At 70.5% G+C, this 18,456-nt stretch carries 18 protein-coding genes and 1 pseudogene; 7 read left to right on the top strand and 12 right to left on the bottom strand.

Features of this window, described 5'->3' with window-relative positions; translation table 11 throughout:
• Positions 1-5: 5 nt before the first annotated feature.
• The 3 genes from OG870_RS25470 to OG870_RS25460 all read right to left on the bottom strand — a co-directional run bounded on the left by OG870_RS25470 (position 6) and on the right by OG870_RS25460 (position 3,476).
• On the bottom strand, positions 6-692 hold the full coding sequence (locus OG870_RS25470; protein ID WP_266518707.1) for a SigE family RNA polymerase sigma factor: 687 nt from the start codon (positions 690-692) through the stop codon (positions 6-8).
• Positions 693-1,128: 436 nt separating this feature from the next.
• Positions 1,129-2,199: an aspartate-semialdehyde dehydrogenase gene (locus tag OG870_RS25465; protein WP_266588900.1), complete on the bottom strand. Its 1,071-nt coding sequence runs from the start codon at positions 2,197-2,199 to the stop codon at positions 1,129-1,131.
• Complete coding sequence (locus tag OG870_RS25460; RefSeq protein WP_266518703.1) at positions 2,199-3,476, bottom strand: aspartate kinase; 1,278 nt, start codon at positions 3,474-3,476, stop codon at positions 2,199-2,201. Before OG870_RS25460 ends, OG870_RS25465 begins: the two co-directional genes overlap by 1 nt.
• A gap of 234 nt (positions 3,477-3,710) precedes the next feature.
• On the opposite strand from OG870_RS25460, the gene OG870_RS25455 reads away from it, so the two are divergent.
• Together OG870_RS25455 and OG870_RS25450 are read left to right on the top strand one after the other, a co-directional pair.
• Positions 3,711-4,406: a response regulator transcription factor gene (locus OG870_RS25455; protein ID WP_266518701.1), complete on the top strand. Its 696-nt coding sequence runs from the start codon at positions 3,711-3,713 to the stop codon at positions 4,404-4,406.
• Positions 4,406-5,776 carry a sensor histidine kinase gene (locus OG870_RS25450; RefSeq protein WP_266518699.1) on the top strand — a complete coding sequence of 457 codons (1,371 nt, stop codon included), beginning with the start codon at positions 4,406-4,408 and terminating at the stop codon, positions 5,774-5,776. Before OG870_RS25455 ends, OG870_RS25450 begins: the two co-directional genes overlap by 1 nt.
• A gap of 3 nt (positions 5,777-5,779) precedes the next feature.
• Here the strand turns inward: OG870_RS25450 and OG870_RS25445 are convergent, their stop codons facing one another.
• Together OG870_RS25445 and OG870_RS25440 are read right to left on the bottom strand one after the other, a co-directional pair.
• Positions 5,780-6,286: an SgcJ/EcaC family oxidoreductase gene (locus OG870_RS25445; protein ID WP_327691487.1), complete on the bottom strand. Its 507-nt coding sequence runs from the start codon at positions 6,284-6,286 to the stop codon at positions 5,780-5,782.
• Between the two features lie 182 nt (positions 6,287-6,468).
• On the bottom strand, positions 6,469-6,642 hold the full coding sequence (locus tag OG870_RS25440) for a hypothetical protein (RefSeq protein ID WP_327691486.1): 174 nt from the start codon (positions 6,640-6,642) through the stop codon (positions 6,469-6,471).
• Positions 6,643-6,777: 135 nt separating this feature from the next.
• Here OG870_RS25440 and OG870_RS25435 point away from each other — a divergent pair, with 135 nt between their 5' ends.
• Positions 6,778-7,512 (top strand): sulfite exporter TauE/SafE family protein, encoded by a 735-nt coding sequence (locus OG870_RS25435; RefSeq protein ID WP_266518693.1) that lies wholly within the window; start codon positions 6,778-6,780, stop codon positions 7,510-7,512.
• A 64-nt stretch (positions 7,513-7,576) separates the two neighbouring features.
• On the opposite strand, the gene OG870_RS25430 is transcribed toward OG870_RS25435, so the two are convergent.
• From OG870_RS25430 to OG870_RS25420, 3 genes are read right to left on the bottom strand one after another with little or no spacing between them, the layout of a single operon-like run.
• Positions 7,577-8,236 carry a DUF5063 domain-containing protein gene (locus tag OG870_RS25430; RefSeq protein ID WP_266518691.1) on the bottom strand — a complete coding sequence of 220 codons (660 nt, stop codon included), beginning with the start codon at positions 8,234-8,236 and terminating at the stop codon, positions 7,577-7,579.
• Positions 8,229-8,828 (bottom strand): recombination mediator RecR, encoded by a 600-nt coding sequence (recR, locus tag OG870_RS25425; protein ID WP_266518689.1) that lies wholly within the window; start codon positions 8,826-8,828, stop codon positions 8,229-8,231. The genes OG870_RS25430 and recR overlap by 8 nt, the downstream gene beginning before the upstream one ends.
• A gap of 59 nt (positions 8,829-8,887) precedes the next feature.
• Positions 8,888-9,232 carry a YbaB/EbfC family nucleoid-associated protein gene (locus tag OG870_RS25420; RefSeq protein WP_266518687.1) on the bottom strand — a complete coding sequence of 115 codons (345 nt, stop codon included), beginning with the start codon at positions 9,230-9,232 and terminating at the stop codon, positions 8,888-8,890.
• Positions 9,233-9,500: 268 nt separating this feature from the next.
• Between OG870_RS25420 and OG870_RS25415 the strand changes: the two genes are divergently transcribed.
• On the top strand, positions 9,501-10,250 hold the full coding sequence (locus OG870_RS25415; RefSeq protein WP_266588890.1) for an SLATT domain-containing protein: 750 nt from the start codon (positions 9,501-9,503) through the stop codon (positions 10,248-10,250).
• A 27-nt stretch (positions 10,251-10,277) separates the two neighbouring features.
• Here OG870_RS25415 and OG870_RS25410 read toward each other — a convergent pair.
• The 4 genes and pseudogenes from OG870_RS25410 to OG870_RS25395 form a co-directional block, all read right to left on the bottom strand.
• Positions 10,278-10,517, bottom strand: a pseudogene (locus OG870_RS25410) (phosphate ABC transporter substrate-binding protein); the annotation flags it as partial.
• Positions 10,518-10,573: 56 nt separating this feature from the next.
• Positions 10,574-12,508 carry a serine/threonine-protein kinase gene (locus OG870_RS25405; RefSeq protein ID WP_327691485.1) on the bottom strand — a complete coding sequence of 645 codons (1,935 nt, stop codon included), beginning with the start codon at positions 12,506-12,508 and terminating at the stop codon, positions 10,574-10,576.
• Between the two features lie 85 nt (positions 12,509-12,593).
• Positions 12,594-13,052 (bottom strand): MarR family winged helix-turn-helix transcriptional regulator, encoded by a 459-nt coding sequence (locus OG870_RS25400; RefSeq protein ID WP_266588886.1) that lies wholly within the window; start codon positions 13,050-13,052, stop codon positions 12,594-12,596.
• Positions 13,049-13,651, bottom strand: a complete 603-nt coding sequence (locus OG870_RS25395) for a type 1 glutamine amidotransferase family protein (protein ID WP_266518679.1) — start codon at positions 13,649-13,651, stop codon at positions 13,049-13,051. Before OG870_RS25395 ends, OG870_RS25400 begins: the two co-directional genes overlap by 4 nt.
• A 165-nt stretch (positions 13,652-13,816) precedes the next feature.
• Between OG870_RS25395 and OG870_RS25390 the strand changes: the two genes are divergently transcribed.
• From OG870_RS25390 to OG870_RS25380, 3 genes are all read left to right on the top strand, one after another.
• Positions 13,817-15,172, top strand: a complete 1,356-nt coding sequence (locus tag OG870_RS25390) for an aspartate aminotransferase family protein (protein WP_327691483.1) — start codon at positions 13,817-13,819, stop codon at positions 15,170-15,172.
• A gap of 138 nt (positions 15,173-15,310) precedes the next feature.
• On the top strand, positions 15,311-16,012 hold the full coding sequence (locus OG870_RS25385; protein ID WP_266518675.1) for a GntR family transcriptional regulator: 702 nt from the start codon (positions 15,311-15,313) through the stop codon (positions 16,010-16,012).
• Positions 16,009-18,435 (top strand): glycosyltransferase, encoded by a 2,427-nt coding sequence (locus OG870_RS25380; protein WP_327691482.1) that lies wholly within the window; start codon positions 16,009-16,011, stop codon positions 18,433-18,435. The genes OG870_RS25385 and OG870_RS25380 overlap by 4 nt, the downstream gene beginning before the upstream one ends.
• Positions 18,436-18,456: the final 21 nt, after the last annotated feature.

Raw genomic sequence — 18,456 nt, 5'->3', positions numbered from 1 at the left:
CTTGTTCATGCCGATGCCTCCATCGCGAGACGGAGGGCCGCGATGCCGCGGGAGCCGTACGCCTTGACCGAGCCCAGCGATATCCCGAGCGTCTCGGCCACCTGCGCCTCGGTCATGTCCGCGAAGTACCGCAGGACCAGCACCTCCCGCTGGCGGCGCTGCAGTCCCTTCATCGCGTTGATCAGGGAGTCGCGCTCCAGCAGGTCGTACGCACCCTCCTCGGCGCTCGCCATGTCCGGCATCGGCTTGGAGAGGAGCTTGAGGCCCAGGATGCGGCGGCGCAAGGCGGAGCGGGAAAGATTGACGACCGTCTGACGCAGGTACGCGAGCGTCTTCTCCGGGTCGCGGACTCGTTTGCGTGCCGAGTGCACGCGGATGAAGGCCTCCTGGACGACGTCCTCGCAGGAGGCGGTGTCGTCGAGCAGGAGGGCCGCGAGACCCAGCAGGGAGCGGTAGTGCGCCCGATAGGTCTCGGTGAGGTGGTCGACGGTGGTGCCGGCCGCCGCGGAGTCATCGGCGAGTTCGGCGCCGTCGCGCTGATTCGGTATGCGGGCGGGCCGCGCTGCAGGCATGGGCGCGATCACCGGCATGCCGCCGCCGGGCGCGCCGGACAAGCGGGGTCGGAGGGACGCCCGGGGAGGCCGTAGGGCCGTACCGCGGGTCGCCGCACTGAAGTCGAGAACCTCTGCCACGCCAGTTGGACACGCTTCCCCCCGTCAGGGTTGTACGTGCCGAGCGTCACTTTTGCGTCATGTGCCGCAGCCGGCTGTCTGGTGTCAGGCAGCACAACCGACCGTGCGTCGAACGCCCTCATGCTTACCCGCTCTTCCCCTGTGTCCTGAATGTCCGAGGCGTCCCCACGCCTCGCAGCGCATCCCCACACCCCGAAGGGCGTTCGCAAAGACGCTCCCCGCCCTCCGCGCGGTTGCGGAGGGCGGGGAGAAAATCTTCGGATGCCGAGGGGGTCCGGGGCAAGTGGTACGGACCATTGCCCTAACCACACCCAGCCCACAGATCCTACAAATCAAACCGGCTACAGCCAGGGCTTTTCCGGCGGCAACCCCTTACTTGTGGATGTGTTGCGCACGACACGGCACGTCATGGGAGCGCGAACATCGTCACGCTCCGTCACGACCCCAGGAATTCCGCCGCCACCAGCTCCGCGATCTGTGCGGTGTTCAGGGCCGCGCCCTTGCGCAGGTTGTCGCCGCAGACAAAGAGTTCGAGGGCCGTCGGGTCGTCCAGCGCCCGCCGCACCCGGCCCACCCAGGTCGGGTCGGTGCCCACGACGTCGGCGGGTGTGGGGAACTCCCCGGCGCCCGGGTCGTCGAAGAGGACGACGCCGGGGGCGGTGGCGAGGATCTCGCGGGCCCCGTCGACGGTGACCTCGCCCTGGAAGCGGGCGTGGACGGTGAGGGAGTGCGTGGTGACCACCGGCACCCGTACACAGGTCACGGCCACGGGCAGGGTGGAAAGGCCGAGGATCTTGCGGGTCTCGTCCCGCACCTTCATCTCCTCCGAGGACCAGCCGTCCTCACGCAGCGACCCGGCCCACGGCACGACGTTCAGGGCGACCGGCTCCGGGAACGGGCCGGTGTTGTCGCCCACGGCCCGCCGCACGTCACCGGGGCTGGTCCCCAGTTCCGTACCGGCGACGAGCGCCAGCTGCTGACGCAGCGTTTCGACACCGGCGCGTCCCGCCCCGCTCACGGCCTGGTACGAGGAGACGACCAGCTCGCGCAGCCCGAACTCGGCGTGCAGCGCGCCCAGGGCGACGATCATGGACAGCGTCGTGCAGTTCGGGTTGGCGATGATCCCGCGGGGCCTCAGGCGCGCCTTGTGCGGGTTGACCTCGGGCACCACGAGGGGCACCTCGGGATCCATCCGGAAGGCGCCCGAGTTGTCCACCACGACCGCGCCCTTGGCCGCGGCGATCGGCGCCCAGTGCTCGGACACCTCGTCGGGTACGTCGAACATGGCGACGTCGACCCCGTCGAAGGCCTCCTCCGTCAGGGCCACCACCTCGACCTGCTGGCCGCGCACGGCCAGCTTGCGGCCGGCCGAGCGCGGCGAGGCGATCAGCCGGATCTCGCCCCAGATGTCCGCGTGCTGGGACAGGATCTGGAGCATGACCGTGCCGACGGCTCCGGTCGCACCCACGACCGCGAGCGTCGGCCGGACCGACCCTGTCCCGGCCATCAGCGGCCTGTGCCCCCGTAGACGACCGCTTCGGCGGTGTCGGAGTCGAGGCCGAAGGCGGAGTGGACGGCGCGCACGGCCTCCGTCACGTCGTCGGCGCGGGTGACGACCGAGATACGGATCTCGGAGGTCGAGATCAGCTCGATGTTGACCCCGGCGTCGCTGAGCGCCTCGAAGAAGGTCGCCGTGACACCCGGGTTGGTCTTCATGCCGGCGCCGACGAGCGAGATCTTGCCGATCTGGTCGTCGTAGCGCAGCGAGTCGAACCCGATGGCCGTCTTCGCCCGCTCCAGCGCGTCGATGGCCTTGCGGCCCTCGGTCTTGGGGAGCGTGAAGGAGATGTCCGTCAGCCCGGTGGAGGCGGCGGACACGTTCTGTACGACCATGTCGAGGTTGATCTGGGCGTCGGCGATGGCGCGGAAGATCGACGCCGCCTCGCCCGGCTTGTCCGGGACCCCGACGACCGTGACCTTGGCCTCGGAGGTGTCGTGCGCGACACCCGAGATGATGGCCTGCTCCACCTTCTTGTCCCCTTGCTCGATCGGCTCACTGCTGACCCACGTGCCCTGCAGTCCACTGAAGGACGAGCGGACGTGGATCGGGATGTTGTAGCGGCGGGCGTACTCCACACAGCGGTGGAGCAGCACCTTGGAGCCGGACGCGGCCAGCTCCAGCATGTCCTCGAAGGCGATCCAGTCGATCTTCTGCGCCTTCTTCACCACACGCGGGTCGGCGGTGAACACGCCGTCGACGTCGGTGTAGATCTCGCACACCTCGGCGTCGAGGGCCGCGGCCAGCGCGACGGCGGTCGTGTCGGAACCACCGCGACCGAGGGTCGTGATGTCCTTCTTGTCCTGGCTGACGCCCTGGAAGCCGGCGACGATGGCGATGTTGCCCTCGTCCACCGAATCACGGATCCGGCCGGGCGTGACGTCGATGATCCGGGCTTTGTTGTGGACCGAGTCGGTGATGACGCCTGCCTGGCTGCCGGTGAAGCTCTGGGCCTCGTGGCCCAGGTTTTTGATCGCCATGGCCAGCAGTGCCATGGAGATACGCTCTCCGGCGGTCAGCAGCATGTCGAACTCACGCCCGGCCGGCATCGGGGATACCTGCTCGGCGAGATCGATCAGCTCGTCCGTCGTGTCGCCCATCGCGGAAACGACGACGACCACCTGGTGGCCGTTCTTCTTCGCTTCCACGATTCGCTTGGCGACGCGCTTGATGCCCTCGGCATCGGCTACGGAGGAGCCTCCGTACTTCTGCACGACAAGGCCCACGTGCGCTCCTCGCTCGTCCGTCTCTTACCGCAGATACGCATGCACTGCGGTCGGCTCATTCTATCGAGCGCCCGAAATAGACCTTCGTGAAACCACATGGTGAGATCCGGCGCTCCAGCACGGTCCCTGCCCGCCCGGCACGTGAACACTCCGCAAAGTGGGCCAGGTCACCTGCTGACGCTGCCGCTGCTCGGCGACCGGCCGTCTTTAAAGTTCAACCACTATGGTTCGCGTGTGCGCGTACTGCTGGTGGAAGACGACGAATCGGTCGCCGAGTCACTACGGCGAGGACTGCTGCGTTACGGCTTCGAGGTGGCATGGGTCACCACGGGCGGCGCTGCGCTGAGCCACGCGGACCCCTACGACGTCGTACTCCTCGACCTCGGGCTGCCCGACACCGACGGGCTCGACGTCTGCAAGGCACTGCGCGAGCGCGGTGACGTGCCGATCATCGTGATCAGCGCGCGCAGCGACGAGACGGACCGGGTGGTCGGCCTGGAGCTCGGCGCGGACGACTACGTGTCCAAGCCGTTCGGGGTGCGGGAGGTCATCGCACGGATACGAGCGGTCATGCGGCGCGTGCAGCCCCGTACCGCCTCTGCTCCGGAAAGCGCCCCGGACCGGTACGGCACCCGGCTCACCATCGACCGCAAGGCGGCCCGCGTGCGCCTGGCCGGCGAGGAGGTGTCGCTGACCCCCAAGGAGTACGACCTGCTGGCCTTCCTCACCGAGGAGCCCGGCGCGCTGATGTCGCGCGAGCAGATCATGGAGGCGGTCTGGGACGCGAACTGGTTCGGGCCGACGAAGACGCTGGACGTGCACGTGGCGGCGCTGCGGCGCAAGCTCGCCGGGGCAATCACCATCGAGGCCGTCAGGGGCGTCGGCTTCCGGCTGGAGATCGCGCGGGACGCCGGCGGCAGCGGCGCCTGATGAACCGTCAGCTCATCCGCAGCTACATCCTGCTCGTCGCGGTCGCCATCCTGCTCTTCACGGTGCCCGTGGCCTTCACGCTCACCAAGCAGCTGCGGGACGACACCGAGCTGTCCCTCAAGCGCGAGGCGACCACCATGGCACTGCTGCTGGGCACCGGCGACGAGCCGTCGTGCCGGGCGCTGACGACGATGGCCAAGGCGTACGCCGCGGAGACCGACGACGAGGTCCAGGTCACGACCACCGACCGGTGCACGGCGGACGTGCCCCGTCCCGAGGGGGACGCGGCCCTGACGAGGGCCCTGGAGAAGGGCGACTCGACCACCGACTGGGGCTCGGACTTCATCTGGGGCCGCGACCTGGTGATCACGGTCCCCGCCAGAGACGACGGACGACAGGTCGTCGGCGCCGTCCGGATCGTGTACTCGACGTCCCATCTCGCCCACAGGCTGTGGACGATCTGGGGCTTCAGGGCGGGGCTCGCGGTCACCGTGCTCGGTGTGGCGGCGCTGATCGGCGCGTTCGCGGCCCGCCGGATCACCGCGCCGCTGCGCGAACTCAACTCCATGGCGAGCAAGTTCAGCGACGGCGACCTGACCGCGCGCTCGCCGGTGACGGGTCCGCCGGAGACGCAGACGCTGGCGCGCACCCTCAACCAGGGCGCGGAACGCCTGGACACCCTGGTGGCATCCCAGCGGATCTTCGTGGCCGACGCCTCCCACCAACTCCGTACGCCCCTCACGGCGTTGCGGCTGTCGCTGGACAACATCGCGGACGGGGTGGACGACGAGTTCGTACGGGAGGACGTCGAGCAGGCGACGGCCGAGGTGGTCCGGATGAGCCGCCTGGTCAACGGCCTGCTGGTGCTGGCGCGCGCGGAGGCGAAGGTCACGGCCGCGGAGCCGCTCGCCCTGCGGGACATCGTCGAGGAACGCCTGTCGGTGTGGAGGCCGGCCGCCGACGAGCGCGGAGTCACCATCACGCTCTGGGGGAGTGCCGACGGCCGGCCGTCTGTGCTGGCCAGCCCCGGTCATCTGGACCAGGTGCTGGACAACGTGCTCTCGAATGCTTTGGAGGTCTCGCCGGACGGCGGCACGATCACCGCCCGGTTCGAGACCGCGGGCGACGAGGTGATCCTCTCCGTCCTGGACGAGGGCCCCGGCATGTCCGACGCGGAGAAGTCCCGCGCCTTCGACCGCTTCTGGCGCGGCCAGGGCCTGACCGGGCGCTCCGGCTCGGGCCTCGGCCTCGCCGTCGTCAAACAGCTGGTGACGGACGACGGCGGAACCGTGGCGCTGCGGGACGCTCCCGGCGGCGGGCTGTGCGTGGAGATCCGCCTGCGGGCGGCCGCACAGCGCACCGGCGGCTGACGGTCACTTCTCGGGCATCGCCGAGGAGTGGTGGTTGACGATCAGCCACTTGCCGTCGATCTTCTCGTACGTGTACGTGTAGCGGGCCTCGACGACCTTCTTCTTGCCGGTGTCGTGGTCGGTGAGCGTGAACTTGTAGACGCCCGTGTCGATCGCGGAGTTGCTGTCGAGGACGTTGACGATCGTCTTGACCTTCGTGCCGACCGGCTTGTTCTGCAGGAAGTGGTCGAAGTAGTCGACGATCGCGGCACGGTCGGTGCGGACCTTGTTGGAGACGGTGGGCAGCAGGACCGCGTTGTTCGCGTACAGGTCCGCCACCTTGTCCGAGTCACCGGTCTGCAGGGCCTTGTTCCAGGTGTCGAACAGGCCGGCGATCTGCGACTTGGCGGGCATGGCCTCGGCCGAGGGGCCGGCGGTGGCGACGACGGTACCCACGGCGCCGAGGGCGACGACGGCGGTGGCGGTGGCGGTGACGATGGCTGCGCGCTTGCTTATGGAACGACGGGTCATCGCTGTCTCCAGTGCGGTACGGATCTGGGCGGTGGGCTCCCTTCACGTTCTCCGCGGTATCTGTGTCTGCGGTTCCTGCTGAGGAAGTGACTCCAGACTCGCTCTTCACTGGTTAGGGCCCGTGCAGGCGTCGTGCAGCGCACATCCAAGACGCACCCAACTCACGCGGAGTGACTACTCACTCACGTTCGGCCGCGTATGAGACCGACGCCCGCTCCGGCCGTGACAACGCCCATTCCCACCGCGGTCATGACGCCCTGCGCGCCGTCGACCACGAATGGGGCGACCACGGCGACGACGGCGTTGAAGAGGAACAGGAACCAGAGGGCGGGCTTGGAGGCGAGCAGCGACTTCATGGCGTATTCCTTCGGAACGGTGCTGTTGACCTGGTGAGATCAACGATCCCGTCTCCCGGGGACTGCAACGAGGGAGTGCCCTCCCGAACCGGGGGTGTAGCGGACTACACCCCACGGACCGCAGGATGCCGAGTCATGACGACGAACGGCTGGCCGGGCGACGTACTTCTGGCGGGCATCGTGCTGCTCGGCTCCTCGGTCCAATGGCTCACCGGCATGGGGTTCGCGCTGGTCGCCGTGCCCGCGCTGGTGCTGTTGCTGGGGCCGGTGGACGGGGTCGTCCTCGCCAACTGCGCGGCCGGGGCCATCAGCATCGTGGGGCTGGCCGGCGGCTGGCGGCGGGTGCGCCCCGGCGCGATGGTGCCGCTGTGCGTGGCGGCGGCGTGCACGGTGCCGGCTGGAGCGTGGATGACCCGTCAACTCCCCGAGCCCGTCCTGCTGTTGGTGATGGGCGGCCTGGTGACGGCAGCCGTGCTGCTGGTCATGCGCGGCGCCCGGGTGCCCGCACTGCGCGGCACAAAGGGCGCGGTCGCCGCGGGCGCGGTGGGCGGGTTCATGAACTCGGCGGCGGGGGTGGGCGGGCCACCGGTGTCGTTGTACGCACTCAACGCGGGTTGGACGGTACGGGAGTTCGTGCCGAACGCGCAGTTCTACGGGGTGGTGGTCAACGCGTTCTCGGTGGCGGCGAACGGGGTGCCGCAGCTGAGCGGGACGAGGTGGACCTCGGCGGTCACGGCCATGCTCGTGGGCGGGCTGATCGGCAGAGGGCTCGCCTCACACATACCCGAGCAGCGGGCCCGCCTGCTCGTGCTGGTGCTGGCCCTGGCGGGCGGGGTCACGGCGTTGGGAAAGGGATTGTGGGGGCTGTGATGTCGGCCGTGCCGTACGTGGCCCCGGAAGCACTGCTTCGCGCGGCCACGTCCTGACCCGACGGCTACTTGACCTCTCGCATCCCCAACGGCGCCGCGATCTCCTCCTGCATCACCTTGCCGGCCTCGAACTCCAGCGTCTCGTCGCCCATGCTCTGGTCCGTGTCCAGGCCGTCCAGCTCCTCCAGGGGCTGGTTCAGGCGCACGTGGGCGACGATCGACTGGAGGGCGCGCAGCGTGGCCGACGCCGTGGAGCCCCAGTTGGAGAAGTAGGAGAACTGCCACCACCACAGGGCCTCCGAGGTGCGGCCCGCGCGGTAGTGGGCCATGCCGTGGCGGAGGTCGGTGATGACGTCGGTCAGGTCGTCGGAGATACGGGCCGGGACCGGTGCGGTACGGGGCTCGTACGGGTCGAAGACCTCGGAGTAGACGTCGATCGGCTCCAGCAACCGGGCCAGGTTCTCGCGGAGTTCGTCCACGTCGGCGTCCGGGCCCGTGTCGGGTTCGTAGCGCTCGTCGGGGACGATGTCCTCGTGCGCGCCGAGGCGGCCGCCGGCCAGCATCAGCTGGGAGACCTCCAGGAGGAGGAAGGGGACCGCCGAGTCCGGCTCGTCGCCCTTGGCCACCTCGGTGACGGCCACCAGGAAGCTCTCCACCTGGTCCGCGATCTGGACCGCGAAGTCGTCCGGGTCATGCGTCGTGGCATGCAGCGTGGCGTCAGACATCTAGGAGTCGTCTCCCCTCGAAGGCGCGGCCGAGGGTCACCTCGTCCGCGTATTCCAGGTCGCCACCCACCGGGAGGCCGCTGGCCAGGCGGGTGACCTTGAGGCCCATGGGCTTGATCATGCGGGCGAGGTAGGTGGCTGTGGCCTCGCCCTCCAGGTTCGGGTCCGTGGCCAGGATCAGTTCCGTGACCGTCCCGTCGGCCAACCGCGCGAGAAGTTCTCGTATACGCAGGTCGTCGGGACCCACACCCTCGATGGGGCTGATCGCTCCGCCCAGGACGTGGTAGCGGCCCCGGAACTCACGTGTGCGCTCGATGGCGACCACGTCCTTCGGCTCCTCCACCACGCAGATGACGGAGGCGTCGCGGCGCGTGTCGCGGCAGATGTTGCACAGCTCTTCCTGCGCGATGTTGCCGCAGGTCGCACAGAAGCGGACCTTCGCCTTGACCTCCATGAGGGCCTGCGCGAGGCGCCGTACGTCCGTCGGTTCCGCCTGCAGGATGTGGAAGGCGATCCGCTGGGCGCTCTTGGGACCGACGCCGGGCAGCCGCCCCAGTTCGTCGATCAGGTCCTGCACCACGCCTTCGTACAACGGACTGCCGTCCTTCCTGGGGTTCCTTCAGTACGTACGGTAGTTGGCGGACACCCGTCTTAGAAAGGCAGGCCGGGAATACCGCTGCCGCCGCCCAGGCCCTGCGCGAGCGGGCCGAGCTTCTGCTGCTGGAGGTTCTGGGCGTTCTCGTTGGCCGCCTGGACCGCCGCGACGACGAGGTCCGCGAGGGTCTCAGTGTCCTCGGGGTCCACCGCCTTCGGGTCGATCTTCAGCGCACGCAGCTCGCCGGAGCCGGTGACGGTGGCCTTCACCAGGCCGCCGCCCGCCTGCCCGTCGACCTCGGTCTGCGCCAGTTCCTCCTGCGCACGCTGCAGGTCCTCCTGCATCTTCTGGGCCTGCTGGAGCAGCTGCTGCATATTGGGCTGGCCACCACCGGGAATCACGATCAGCTCCTGGTTTCGTACGGCTGTCTGGGCGAGTTTTTCCCGCCTGGCACGAGCCTACGTGGTCCCGGCAGCCATCGCCCCAGCACTCTTTCGAGTGAGCCTTTGCCGAGTCCTATACCTGATCAAGACCCACTTCCGAGCGGAAAAGAGGTGAATCCCGGGGCTTCGCCACCCATTGGGCGGTAGGAAGGGTCCGGCACATCAGCATCGGGTGTCACGCAACGTGTTCGTTCGTGATCAGTCTCGTGATCAGTAGGGAGTGCGGGTGGGTCAGCCGGAGATGCAGCCCGAGGGTCCGCCCCAGGACGGGTGGGGAGAGGGTGCGGCCGGACTGCGGCCGGGCGATCTGACCGGGCGCGCGTTCCCCCTGGGGGACTGGGGCGAGCCGGCCGAGCGCCTGCACGAGCTGTACCGGTGGGTGGAGCAGGGGGCGCTTGAGACGGCGGCCTGGTATCTCGCGGACCGGGCGTGGAAACGGCGGGGCGCGCGGGCGCTGCGCACGGGGGCCGCGGCGGGGGCCGTCACCGGGGCCGCGCTGCCCCTGCTGGATCTGACCGGGATGGTCGCGGGGCTGGCCGCGTGGGGGTACCTGGCGCTGCTGCTCGCGGTGGCGTGCGTGGCCGTGGACCGGTTCTTCGGTGTGACGTCGGGATGGATAAGGGACGTCGCGACCGCGCAGGCCGTGCAACGGCGGCTGCAGGTGCTGCAGTTCGACTGGGCCTCGGAGAGTGTGCGGGAGGTGCTGGGACCCGCGGAGGGGACGGCGAGCGAGGCCGCGGAGCGGTGTCTCGGGGTGCTGCGGCGGTTCTCGGAGGACGTGACCGAGCTGGTGCGCACGGAGACAGCCGACTGGATGGTGGAGTTCCGGACGGGGACCGCGCCGATGAGTATCCAGTCCGCCGGGACCGGCGCCGGGCGCCAGGAGATCGGCAGCGCGCAGGGCCGTTTCCCGCTGCCGCCGGGGGCGGGCGCACGCCCCAACATGCCACGCCAGCGGCCGCCCGAGCCGAGGTGAGCGCGGCTGCCGCAGCGACAGCGGTTCCAGTCCGCGCGGGCCGTCGTTCTCGAAGCGGAGCAGGACGAGGGCGGCGTCGGACATCTCGGGGGCCTCGTCGAACAGCCCCAGCCGTACGTTGGCTCTGCCCATCCGGACGTCATCGCCTGTCGGGTTGTCCATCTGGACCCGGTAGCCGATCCTCCCCCACTGCCTCAAGGGCGTGGGAGGTGCCCCCGGCGCCGCGGTGCCGACGGCCACGACGTTCTCTGCGCTCAGCCACTCCACCGGGGCCACGTGCGGCTGGGTGATCTCAACGGTCTTGCGGAGAAAGGGACTTGCGGTTACTCCTTGGTGTACGTCAGCTTCTCGCCGTTGCTGCTGTTCTCGCGGCTCAGACTGCCGTCCGGCAGCAGGCTGATCACGGTGGCGTCGCCCGGCTTGCAGTAGCCCGAGTCGCCGGACGTCACGGTGGACGGGCCGATCTGGAGCATGCCGCCGCTGCCCGGCGCCGAGGTCAGGTCGGCCTGGAAGACACAGTGGTAGGTGCCGTTGCTCGTGGGTCCGTCGGCGACGAGGGAGAGGACGGTGTCGCCCACCTCGCCCTGCTGGATGGTGAGTTCACGAGTGTTCTCACCGTCGGCGTTGGTGATGGTGGTCGTCCAGGCGCCCAGGTAGCCGGTCGGGATCACGCCGTCGGCCGGGGCGGAGGTGGCGGGGTGCGGGCTCGTCGGGTCCGGCCGGGACGTCGTCGGGCCGGACGTCCGGGGTGCGCCGGTGGTCGGGGCCGGGCCGGACTTGTCGTCAGACTTGTCGCCGCCGCCGCTCATGAGGGCGTACACCGAGCCGCCGGCGCCCAGCGCGACGACCAGGGCGACGGCGATCAGCGCCGCGGTGGAGCGGCCGCTCCTCCTCGGCGGTTCCTGCGGGGCGGGCGGGATCGGGCCGGCGTAGGGCGGGCCGTACGGCGGGGTGGAGCCCAGGCCTCCGTGGGCTCCCGGCTGTTGGGGGTAGCCGTAGGCACCGGGCGGCGGCTGCTGCGGGTAGCCGTAGCCGGGCTGCTGCTGGGGGTGCTGCTGCGGATAGCCGTAGGCCGGGTGGGCCGGATGGCCGGGCTGGGGTGTCTGGGTGCCCTGTCCCCCGACCATCGTCGGGAGGTGGTTCAGCGGCGCCCCGGTCCCCGGCTGCCCCGGCGGGGGCGGCGCGGCGGGGGCAGCCGGCTCCGGTGCGGAGTCGGCGGCGGAGGCGTGCTCGGGCGAGGCCTCGGGTGCCGCCTTCTCCAGCGAGGGCCCTCCCGCGCCCCGCGAACCCTCGGGCCCGGTCGCCTCCTCCGGGTCCTCGGAGTCCAGCAACTGCACGGCGTGCCGCCCGAGTTGGGCGACCAGCGCGCTCGGCAGCCACGGGTCCCGCGAGCGACCGCCGAGCACGGTGTCCTCGGCCCCGGTCCGCTCCAGCACGTCGTCCAGCGCCGGCCGGGCGCCGGGGTCCTTCTTCAGACAGTCCCGTACGAGGTCGGCGACGCCCTCCGGCACCCCCTCCAGGTCGGGCTCCTCCTGGGCGATACGGAACATCAGGGCGTGCACACCGCTGTTGGCGCCGCCGAAGGGAAGGTGGCCGGTGGCGGCGTACGCCAGCACCGAGCCCAGGCAGAAGACGTCGCAGGCGGGCGTGATCCGGTCGCCGCGCACCTGCTCGGGCGCCATGAACCCGGGCGACCCGACGAGCGCGCCGGTCCGCGTCAGCCCGCCGTCCGTCACGGTCTCCATCGCCCGCGCGATCCCGAAGTCGATGACCCGCGGACCGTCGATGGTCACCAGCACGTTGGACGGCTTGAGGTCGCGGTGGATGATCCCGGCGGCATGGATGTCCTGCAGCGCGTGCGCGAGCCCGGCCGCGAGGATGCGCACCGAACGCTCGGGCAGCGCCCCGTGGTCGCGCCCGACGACCTGCTGCAGGCTCGGCCCGGCGACGTACCCGGTGGCGACCCAGGGCACGGCGGCCTCGGTGTCGGCGTCGAGCACGGGTGCCGTCCAGTGCCCGCCGACCTGCCGCGCGGCCTGCACCTCCTGCCGGAACCGCGCCCGGAACTCCTCCTGCGCGGCCAGCTCCTCCCGCACCAGCTTCACGGCGACGGTACGGCCGCGGTCCGACCGGGCGAGATACACATGCCCCATCCCGCCGGCCCCGAGCCGCGCCAGCAGCCGGTACGTCCCGATCCGCCCCCTGAGCTTGAAACCTGGGGGGACCCCCAGCGGATCCCCAGCCCCGAGCTTCTCCATCGCAGGTCCCCCGAAATCCCCCGATACGCGCTGTGCAACATCCCAACGATAGTGCGGGCGTACGGGGAGGTGGACGGAGCGGTGTCTACGGTTCCGTAACGGGCGGCCCCAGCTGGTCCAGCACCTTGGACAGCCGTTCCAGTACGCGGACGGCCTCGGCGAGTTCGGCCTCCCCGAACTCCTGCGCGAGCCGGTCGGCGAAGGCCGCGTGACCCGGGCCGATACGCGCGTTCGCCGCGCGCCCCTGGGCCGTCGGCGCGAGGAGCTTGGCGCGGCGGTGGGCGGGGTTGGGCCGGTACTCGGCGAGGCCGCGCTGCACGAGCAGGTCGGCGATCCGCTGGACGCTCTGCCGCGTGATGCCCATGGCGCGGGCGATCCCGGCGACGGACAGCGGCTCGCCCAGAATCGCGCCGAGCACCTGCCACCAGGCGGCGGTGAGTCCGGCGGGCTTCGCCAACTCCTCTGCGACGGCGAGGAACTGGCCGTTGAGCCGGAAGACCCCGAGGGCACTGCGGCTGAGCAGGTCCTGGCGTTCGCGGGTCACCGGCCGGCCTTCTCCAGGACGGCGTAGGCCTGCGCGTCCGAGTCGTGGAACAGCCGGTACCAGGCGTCCAGCACCTCGCCCTCGTACACCCCGAGCAGCCGGAAGACCTCCCGCGCGAAGGCGACGGGCTCGGTGGGCCCTGCGGTGATCAGGTTCCCGTCGGTGACGGCGTCGGCGTCGACGTACCGCTCGCCGCCCTGGTACCCGGTCGCGGCGAGGTAGAAGGAGATCGCACTGGTGTGGTCGCGGCCGTCGAGCAGTCCCTCTCGCGCGAGCCCGGCGGTGGCTCCGCAGATGGCGGCGACCGGGACGCCCGCATCGAGGAAGGCGCGGGCCCTGCGGGCGAAGGGGGCGAGCTCGTCGCCGGCGTCCCAGAGGTCGGCGCCCGGGAGGATCAGCAAGGAGCTGTCCTCGGGCCGTACGTCGTCCAGGGCCAGGTCGGGCTGGACGCGGAGGCCTCCGATGGAGCGCACCGGCTCCCGGGTCGGCCCCACGGTGCGGATCTCGTACCCGGCGCGGGCGAGATAGGCCGTCGTGTGCCCCGTCTCCCAGTCGGCGAGGGTGTCGTAGACGGCGAGGTGCACAGGCTTGCGGCTCATGATTCCTCCTCCGGCGAAAAGCAGTATGACAGCAGGCTGCCAATTCGACAGCCTGCTGTCAATAGTGGCCACCTGCCCCTCCGTGGACAACCTGTCGCGGAAACCCCCACTTCACAGACAGGAAGCCGATACCGAGCGGGCACCTCGGACATCTACGCTCGCGCCATGACCCCTCAGCCAAACCCCGAGGCCGGCGCCGCCGTGAAGGCCATGGACCGTGCTCATGTGTTCCACTCCTGGTCCGCGCAGGAGCTCATCGACCCGCTCGCCGTCGCCGGTGCGGAGGGGTCGTACTTCTGGGACTACGACGGCAAGCGGTACCTGGACTTCACCAGCGGGCTCGTCTACACCAACATCGGCTACCAGCACCCGAAGGTCGTCGCCGCGATACAGGAGCAGGCCGCACACCTGACGACGTTCGCGCCCGCCTTCGCGATCGAGGCCCGTTCCGAGGCGGCCCGGCTGATCGCCGAGCGGACACCCGGCGACCTGGACAAGATCTTCTTCACCAACGGCGGGGCCGACGCCGTGGAGCACGCCGTGCGGATGGCGCGGCTGCACACCGGGCGCCCGAAGGTGCTGTCGGCGTACCGCTCGTACCACGGCGGCACCCAGCAGGCGATCAACATCACCGGCGACCCGCGCCGCTGGGCCTCCGACGGCGCCGCGGCCGGTGTCGTGCACTTCTGGGCGCCGTACCTCTACCGCTCCCGCTTCTACGCCGAGACCGAGGAGCAGGAGTGCGCGCGGGCGCTGGAGCACCTTGAGACGACGATCGCCTTCGAGGGGCCGGCCACCGTCGCCGCGATCATCCTGGAGACCATCCCGGGAACCGCCGGGATCATGGTGCCGCCGCCCGGTTACCTCGCCGGCATACGTGAGATATGCGACAAGTACGGAATCGTCTTCGTCCTGGACGAGGTGATGGCCGGGTTCGGGCGGACCGGTGAGTGGTTCGCGGCCGATCTCTTCGACGTCGTACCCGACCTCATGACCTTCGCCAAGGGCGTGAACAGCGGTTATGTGCCGCTGGGCGGGGTCGCGATCTCGGGTGCGATCGCCGAGACCTTCGGCAAGCGGCCCTACCCCGGTGGTCTCACCTACTCCGGGCACCCGCTGGCCTGTGCCGCCGCCGTCGCGACGATCAACGTCATGGCGGAGGAGGGCGTCGTCGACAACGCGGGGCAGCTCGGCGCCACGGTCGTCGGGCCGGCCCTGCGCGAGCTCGCCGAGCGGCACCCGAGCGTCGGCGAGGTGCGCGGTGTCGGCATGTTCTGGGCGCTGGACCTGGTGAAGGACAAGGAGACGCGCGAGCCGCTGGTGCCGTACAACGCGGCCGGTGAGGCGAACGCCCCGATGGCCGCCTTCGGTGCCGCCGCGAAGAAGCACGGCATCTGGCCCTTCATCAACATGAACCGCACCCATGTCGTGCCCCCGTGCAACGTGAGTGAGGCCGAGCTGAAGGAGGGGCTCGCGGCGCTGGACGCGGCGCTCTCGGTGGCGGACGAGTACACGCGCTAGCCGTCCGCGGCCGCCCGGCCGCCCTACCACCCGCCGGTAGCTACGCGGGTCAACACGCGGAACCCGAACGCGTAAGGTGGCGTGCTCGTACATATGGACGTGCACGCCAGCCGATCGCGACGAGGAGACGCCCGACCCATGCCCAGCAGCAGCGGAAACGGCCCCGTCACCCGCAGCACCCTGCGCCAGCAGATCGCGGACGCGCTGCGCGACGAGGTGCTGGCGGGGCGGCTGCAGCCGGGCCAGGAGTTCACGGTCAAGGAGATCGCCGAGCAGTACGGGGTCTCCGCGACGCCCGTGCGCGAGGCGCTCGTCGACCTGTCCGCGCAGGGGCTCCTCGACGCCGACCAGCACCGTGGCTTCCATGTCCACGAGTACTCGGCCGGCGACTACCGCGGCATCGTCGAGGCCCGCACCCTGGTCACCGACGGCATGTTCCACGAGCTCGACATCAGGCCCGAGCGGAACCGGCGGTTCGACGAGCCCCGCGCGGTCGCCGCCCTCGCCGGGGTGCGCCGCCGCGGCGAGGAGGCGCAGCGCGCCGCGGCCGCCGGCGACCTCACCGTGCTGATCGGCTACGACCTGCGTTTCTGGCGCGAGCTGGGCGCCCTCTACGGCAACCCGTACCTCGCCGACTTCCTGCACCGGCTGGGCGTGCAGTCCTGGGTGTGCGCGGTGCAGCATCTGCGGCGGCTGACCGAGCTGCGCGGCGCCCTGTGGTGCGCCCACACCGATCTGGTCGATGCCCTGGCGCATCGCGACACCACGACGGCGCGTGCGCTCGTCGCCGAGTACAACGCGCACTCGCTGAGCCTCATCGAGGGGCCTGCGGACGAATGAGCACCCTGGCCAGGGTCGTGGACCTCTCCGTCGTCATCCCCGCGTTCAACGAGGAGCAGCGTCTGGGGCCCACCCTGGACGCGGTCACCGGCTATCTGCGCGACAACGAGGGCCGCTGGGGCGAGTGGGAGGTCGTGGTCGCCGACGACGGGTCGACGGACGGCACCCGTGAGCTGGTCACGGCCCGCGAGGATCCCCGCGTCCAGCTCGTCACCAGCCCCCGCAACCGCGGCAAGGGCAACGCCCTGCGGATCGGCGTCGCCGCCTGCGGCGGCCGGCGCGTACTGGTCACGGACGCCGATCTGGCGTCCCCGATCGAGGATCTGGAGCAGCTCGACAAGGCGCTGAGCGAGGGGAACACGGCGGCGATCGGCTCCCGGGCCATACCCGGCGCGACCATCGAGGACCGTCAGCACCCGCTGCGCGAACTGCTGGGCCGCGCTGGAAACTTACTGATCAGGCGCATGGCCGTACCCGGCATACGGGACACCCAGTGCGGCTTCAAGCTCTTCGACGGCGACCGGGGCCGCGAGGCCTTCGCCGCCTCCAGGCTCGACGGCTACGGCATCGACGTCGAGGTGCTGTGGCACTTCCACCGAGCCGAGTGGCAGATGACCGAGGTGCCGGTCCGCTGGTCCCACCGGCCCGGCTCGAAGATACGGTCCCTCGACTACGTCCGGGTCCTCGCCGACCTCACCCGCCTGCGCGCCCGCTCCCTGCGCCCGGCCGACGTCTTCGCCGTCGCCCTCTTCCTGCTGATGGCGGTGGCCCTCTACTCGGGCCGGCTGGCCGACCCGGACCACCGCTACCTCCCGGACTCCCTCCAGGACCAGAACCAGTGGGAGTGGTTCTTCGCGGTCACGGCCGACAACGTCGCCCACCTGCGCAACCCGCTCTTCTCCGGTCTGCAGGGCTTTCCCGACGGCGTGAACCTCATGGCCAACACGGTCATGCTCGGCCTCTCCGTCCCCTTCGCGCCCCTGACCCTGCTCGCGGGACCGGCCGTCTCCCTCAGCGTGGTGATGACGCTGGGCATCGCCGCCACCGCGGGCGCCTGGTACTGGCTGATCGTGAAGCACGTCGTACGGCGGCGTTCCGCGGCCTTCGTCGGCGCCTCGCTGGCCGCCTTCGCACCACCCATGGTCAGCCACGCCAACGCGCACCCCAATTTCGTGATCCTGTTCATGATCCCGCTGATCATCGACCGCGCGCTGCGCCTGTGCGCGGGCGCCCGGGTCGTGCGGAACGGGATCGTGCTCGGGCTGATGGCGGCCTACCAGGTCTTCCTCGGCGAGGAGCCGCTGCTGCTCGCGACGATCGGCATGGCGCTGTTCGCGGGCGCCTACTCCGTCGTACGCAGGGATGTGGCCCGGCAGTCCTGGCGGCCGCTGCTCAACGGCCTGGCGATCGCCGCCGCCGTCTGCCTGCCGCTCGTGGTGTGGGCACTGGCCTGGCAGTTCGCCGGGCCGCAGAGCTACAAGAGCGTGCTGCACGGCGACAACGCGGGCAACAGCCCGCTCGCCCTGCTCTCCTTCGCGGAGCGCTCGCTGCTGGCGGGCAACGCGGAGCGGGCCAACTCGCTCTCCCTCAACCCGACCGAGCAGAACGCCTTCTACGGCTGGCCGCTGGTCCTCGTCGCCTTCGCGATCGTCGTACGGCTGTGGGAGCAGGCCCTGGTGAAGGCGCTGGCGTTCACCGCGGTCGGCGCCGCGCTGCTGTCCCTGGGCCCGAAGTTCCGTATCCCGATGACGGACGACGTCTACCCGGGCCCCTGGGCGCTCGCCGCGAAGCTGCCGCTGTTCGAGTCGGTCATCGAGGGCCGGATCGCGATGGTCTGCGCCCCGGCGCTGGGCATGCTGCTCGCCCTGTCGCTGGAGCGGCTGCCGGCGAACCGCAACCTGGGCACGCAGTACATCGGCCTGCTCGGGCTCTGTCTCGCGCTGCTCCCGCTGATCCCGGCCCCGCTGAAGACGGTCCACCGCCCGCCGACGCCGGCCTTCTTCACCGACGGGGCGTGGAAGCCGTACGTCCGCGAGGGCGAGTCCCTCGTCCCCGTGCCGCTGCCCGATCCCGGCGACGCGGAGGCCCTGCACTGGCAGCAGGAGGCCGGCCTCGGCTTCAGCGTCCCCGGCGGCTACTTCAACGGCCCCTACGGCGAGGACCGCATCGGCATCTACGGCGCCTCCCCCCGCTACACCTCGCAGATGCTGCGTGATGTCCGCTACACCGGCGTGATTCCCAGGATCGGCAAGAACTGGCAGGCGCAGGCGAAGCGGGATTTCGCGTACTGGAAGGCAGGAGCGCTGGTGGTGGCGCCGCAGCCGCACGACGACGCCCTGCGCAAGGCGGTGACCGAACTGGTGGGCCGTGACGGGAAGTGGGTGCACGGCGTGTGGGTATGGGATCTGCACAAGGGCAGCTGACCTGTCCTGGAGGAGGTCACC

Origin of the sequence: Streptomyces sp. NBC_00461 (genome assembly GCF_036013935.1) — a bacterium.
In the GTDB taxonomy this organism is placed as follows: domain Bacteria; phylum Actinomycetota; class Actinomycetes; order Streptomycetales; family Streptomycetaceae; genus Streptomyces.
Note: the sequence above shows the minus strand (reverse complement) of the source record. Positions and strands in the feature narration are given on the sequence as shown.